Origin of the sequence: uncultured Legionella sp. (assembly GCF_937871865.1) — a bacterium.
In the GTDB taxonomy this organism is placed as follows: Bacteria; Pseudomonadota; Gammaproteobacteria; order Legionellales; family Legionellaceae; genus Legionella.
In genome coordinates this window covers 1-4,902 of record NZ_CALMPD010000044.1, presented here as the reverse complement: position 1 = coordinate 4,902, position 4,902 = coordinate 1, and the positions used below count along the sequence as shown (strand labels likewise).

Here is a 4,902-nt window from a genome sequence, read left to right as displayed (position 1 = left end):
GAATACGTCATAAATAAATGATTATAATCAATTTATTATCCGTTGGCTATATTTATCAATACGGGTTTAGTCCACGCCTGAATGTTGTTGTCACCTGCAGTATTTGTGTCTTATTCGGTGAACTTGCAGTTACCCTCGAATAACGGAGGAGTATCATGAATAAAAAAGAAATCTGTCACATAATTATCATGGGTGATAGTTTGAGTGATAGGGGAACTGCAGACAAAGCGACAATCTTGGGGTGTATCCCTATGAGTTGGTTGGCTGGATTAGAAGGGAATTCACCAAAAGGCCGTTTCGCTAATGGTTATGTATGGGCCGATGTCATTAGTTCTATGTTTGCCAGTAAATTTATGATTTCTCAATTTAAGAGAAAATATAAATTCGGTGATGATGATATTGCTGATGCCATTATTCATCATGACAAAAGAGTTACAGAGATTATTGAGCGTAGTTATACTCTTGATGATGACCGCTATGTGACATTTGACGGGCGTCCTTTTATTCGTTCTTATGATGAGGGGGGCTTGAGTGCTTATGATTATGCTTGGAAACCAAGTACGAGCATCACTCGTTTTTTTAGCCGTATTATTTTATCTACCTTAGAAGATAAGCGTAAGCTTGTATTGGATTATGATGAAAAAAAACAGGTATCTGCTATTCAGAAAGCTCATACTTTAGTGATTGAATGGTCCGGAGCCAATGACTTAATTACGGTGAATGCAAAACCGTCAAAAGCTGAAGTGGATCGGGCGATTAAGGAGCGAGTAAAAAATGTGGAAATCTTAATTAAGAATGGATATCGAAATTTTATCTGGATAAATTTACCTGATTTGTCTTTAACGCCGCGCTATCAAAATCAAACGGGCAAAAAGGGCGATGATGAGCGTGCAAATGCACATACTTGTTCGAACTATTTTAATAGTGAACTAGATAGGGCCTGTCAACGATTTAAAACTCTATATCCACAGTGTTCGTTTGATGTCTATGATATTAATGCTACTTTTATCGATGCTTATCATCACCCAGAAAAATATGAGTTAGATCCCAATAAATTAAAAAAAGCATTTATAGACTCTCCTGATTTTAAAATGTTGCCAAATGATACAGCTCCTTCTAACGGATATGCTTTTTGGGATGATGTACATCCTACTGCTGATGTACATACAGTATTGGGTACACGATTTTATAATGAGTACAATCCTCGTTACGATTTTGTTGCGCCAAAACCTGAAAATGCTAAAGAAGCATCTATTAAACTTAAAGAAGCGGATTTATGTAACGCGTTTAGATCCTGTTACGCAGAAAAATTAGTAAAAGAACAGCATAGCTTTTTTGGTGCTCATCATCATAAGTTTCGCCATGAATATGCAAATGCCAATTTACAGCAGATATTAAAAGATGCTTTGTATGAGAAAGGGACGCTAAGCCGTGAGGTTCTGACTGAATTACAATGGATTGATAGCTCTGGTGAAGCCAAAATCAATATCCCTGTATTGCATGATGCTTTAAAACTGTTGCATGCAAGTCAAAATACTCAGGCTGCTAATGATGAAGATTATATTATTGTTTCTAAAGACGACATAGCATCCTTATAGTCTGGATAATTCATTGATGAGCAAAAGAAGCAATTTGTTCATCAATGAATAAAATGCAAAATTAGCCACTTTCTCTTAACACTATGTTAATGTTTTTAATTTATACTCTTATTTTATTCCGTTCGGGAGATAACAATGCCCATATTGCAGGATTTATTTAGAGATCGAGAAACGCTGGATAGCCGTAACTTTGATGTCTGGTATCATAACGATGATGTTAAAGCACTCATTTACTCCTTTTTCAAACGGCTACCTGTCTCAGATGCCTCTTCTATGCTAGAACCATTTGTGTTTTTCGATGGAATCGGAGACAACGGCGTGTCCTTTGATAATTTGATGGATATGTGTCGAAAGCGACTTGAAGATTCGGATAAATCGTATTTCCCTTTTATTTTCAAACCAGAACTTGGCGGAGCACATTATATGGCTGCCATTCTTCGAAAAGATGGTGATAAAACCAGCTTGTTTTTATTTAATCCTCTTGGTTATACCGATAAGGGACTGGTACAAAAGCGGTTACTTTTAGCGAGTACTGAATCATCCGGAGGCATGTCTTTGGTGATGTCTCCTCATCTTGTACAAAACGTAGAGAATGAAGGAGGAGCGCTGGTTTCCTGTGGTCCGTTATGCGTTGAATTTTTAAAATATGCAATAGAAAATCCTCAGTGGGTTCAGGATTTGGATGAGAAGTTTAGTTTGCCGACACATTTGATGCAATTGGTTGGAATGGATAAATCTTTGTATCAACAAAATATCATAAAACTAAGAGCATTACATGATGCAGAGATTGGGACGCTTTTAGCTGACGATGAGGTTATTGATGAGTTCTACTCTTCAACAACAGAACATTTTATTGAAGCCATCCAAAAATCTTTTGGAGCAATTGATCCTGATGAGTATATGGACCAGGAGGATTCCGATTTTTATCCCACCATTGATGACGAATTAGGCTACTTCCCTGAAGACATTGAAGATGAACCAGTTGTGATTGAGCAGAAGACATTGCCAGAACGAACGGAGTCACAAACACCGGAGCATGTTCATAATCAGGATAAGATGAAGCAGGCTAAAGTAAATTTTGAGCAGTATTTATTTCAGTTAAAAATTAAAACTTCTGAACTTATCCAGAAAGGGGACAAAATAAGCACTACTTATAATCCAGATTATGAAACAGTTGGCTATGCAGCTAAGACATTGAATAATGCATTAGATGCTGCTAAAGAGGCTTTTTTTAAGGCTCCCAATGCACAATCTTTTGCTATTTTTAAACAGGAAGTTGACCAGGCAATAGATGATGCATCAACAGAGTTTAGTCACCATAGAGGTGCTTGGCACAGTTTGCATCCTGTTTTAAAAGGTATTTTAGGCGTATTGGCAACCTTAAGCATTATTCCTGCATTGATTGTAGCAACAAGCCGTCATGGTTATGTTGATACTTTTTTTAATACCCCACCAACGGATGCTGAAAAACAGTTACAACATTTTAAGAAGCAACTTGATGGGGATGATGGGAGTTTTGAGGAGCTTAACCTTAGTCTGACTAAGTGATCTTTAACCATTCGCGTTATTAGGTTTGATAAACCCAGATAACGCGAATCAGCAGTAAGTTAAGTCATGTTTCATGAAACGGATTAAATGCTATTTGTCTTTGAGTATGGAGTTCTCGAGCACCGCTTTGGCTTGTTCCTCTAAATGCCTGATAATCGTCTGTTTGTATTCAGGATATTTATTACCTAAAAAACGTCCAGCAAGCAGAGCCGCATTAAGTGCTCCTGGTTTGCCAACAGCCATTGTTCCTACCGGGATTCCCGCAGGCATTTGTACAATAGATAATAATGCATCCATACCATTCGTAAAGGTTGAAGACGGCATGGGTACGCCAAGAACCGGGAGGGTTGTTTTTGCAGCAATTACACCAGGAAGATGTGCTGCTCCACCTGCTGCTGCAATGAAGACTTCACCCCCACGCTGTTCTGCTGATTTGATATACTCAAACAACGCATCAGGTGTTCTATGAGCTGAAAGGGCACGTGCTTCATGAGGAATGCTGAGTTTATCCAACATACGACTGGTTTCTTCCATTATGCTCCAATCTGATTTGGAGCCCATGAGGATACTGACTAGAATATTTGACATATTTTACCTCTCCCTTAATTAGGCGTTCATTTTACCCGACCTTGGGAGGCGAACTCTACATAAATAATATAAAATTCGCAACGTTCTTCTGCTTTTTTTCGCTGGTTTGCTAGTTTATTATAATGTTTCAAAATCTATCAAGTGCATGAGGAATGAGGAGTGGTTATGAGATTACTTTTATCGATTTTATTACTATTTTCGTTGAATGTGTTTTCTGACTCCATAGACAAAACAAGTTCATCTAAGCGGTATCCTGATGAAACATTCGAACAGGCTGCGAAAAGAATTGAGAACAGTATTTCTCCTGATAAGTCTTTAATAAAAAGAGATACTCCTATCGGAAAAAGGTTCCAATCAAACAGATGGATTTTTCTTTAGTGCCTGTTGTTGCTACTTATGATGAAATGATGCATCTCTTTAACGTAATTCGGGATACTCGTTTTCTCCATACCGAAGATAATCCTGAATTTGATAGAAGAATCAGTTGGCTTTATCCTGACGATGGCTGTTTTGCCCGAGCAGCACTTTCAATTATTGAATTGGAGAAAGAACAATTATTGAAGCCTGCAAAAATATTTGTTTTTGGTAATTTGCTTCTGAAAACACCTTATTCATTAAGGGGATATGTTTATTGGTGGTACCACGTGTCAATAGCCGTGAATTATATGGGAACAATTTATATACTTGATCCTGCTCTTAATCATGAAAAGCCCTTATTTGTTGATGATTGGTTCGCTCAAATGGGGAGTGAGATGGATTTACGGGGTGCAGTTTGCAACTCATCTGCTTACGTTCCTTTTGATTATTGTCTTCAAGACAGTGATATTAGTGAAGAACGTGTTTTAAAAGATGGGGCGACTTATTTAGAATTGGAGTGGGAACGAATCAGTTTATTAGGTTTTGAACCTCTATATCTTTTAGGCAATAATCCTCCCTGGATACCCGATTCTGTACCTTTATCGCCAGCAGCCTAAGTGCAATGGTTCTATATCGATGTTGTACTTTGCTGCATCGTGTAATACGCGGGATTTCTAGTTTGAATGAGCCATTATTTCCCGCATTAGGTGATGCTCTGAGTGATCCTGACATATTTGTGCACAATCAACAGGGGGTATGGTATTGAACAAACTGACCTCAATTGTGTCGTTCCCGCGCAGGCGGGAATCCA

Annotated in this window: 4 protein-coding genes; 3 read left to right on the top strand and 1 reads right to left on the bottom strand. The window is 38.1% G+C overall.

Annotation, left to right across the window (positions count from 1 at the left end; translation table 11 throughout):
• Positions 1-155: 155 nt before the first annotated feature.
• The gene (locus Q0495_RS02590) at positions 156-1,598 is read left to right on the top strand and encodes an SGNH/GDSL hydrolase family protein (protein ID WP_298622718.1); all 1,443 of its coding nucleotides are present in this window, start codon (positions 156-158) and stop codon (positions 1,596-1,598) included.
• 135 nt (positions 1,599-1,733) lie between these two features.
• A complete protein-coding gene (locus tag Q0495_RS02585; RefSeq protein WP_298622716.1) occupies positions 1,734-3,146 on the top strand; it encodes a hypothetical protein in 1,413 nt (470 codons plus the stop codon).
• A 90-nt stretch (positions 3,147-3,236) separates the two neighbouring features.
• On the opposite strand, the gene purE is transcribed toward Q0495_RS02585, so the two are convergent.
• Positions 3,237-3,734 carry a 5-(carboxyamino)imidazole ribonucleotide mutase gene (purE, locus tag Q0495_RS02580; RefSeq protein WP_298622714.1) on the bottom strand — a complete coding sequence of 166 codons (498 nt, stop codon included), beginning with the start codon at positions 3,732-3,734 and terminating at the stop codon, positions 3,237-3,239.
• 362 nt (positions 3,735-4,096) lie between these two features.
• Here purE and Q0495_RS02575 point away from each other — a divergent pair, with 362 nt between their 5' ends.
• On the top strand, positions 4,097-4,708 hold the full coding sequence (locus Q0495_RS02575) for a protein-glutamine glutaminase family protein (protein WP_298622712.1): 612 nt from the start codon (positions 4,097-4,099) through the stop codon (positions 4,706-4,708).
• Positions 4,709-4,902: the final 194 nt, after the last annotated feature.

Coding starts and splice junctions, on each gene's coding strand:
- Q0495_RS02590 (WP_298622718.1), top strand. CDS start 156: ATGAATAAAAAAGAAATCTGTCACATAATTATCATGGGTGATAGTTTG.
- Q0495_RS02585 (WP_298622716.1), top strand. CDS start 1,734: ATGCCCATATTGCAGGATTTATTTAGAGATCGAGAAACGCTGGATAGC.
- purE (WP_298622714.1), bottom strand. CDS start 3,734: ATGTCAAATATTCTAGTCAGTATCCTCATGGGCTCCAAATCAGATTGG.
- Q0495_RS02575 (WP_298622712.1), top strand. CDS start 4,097: ATGGATTTTTCTTTAGTGCCTGTTGTTGCTACTTATGATGAAATGATG.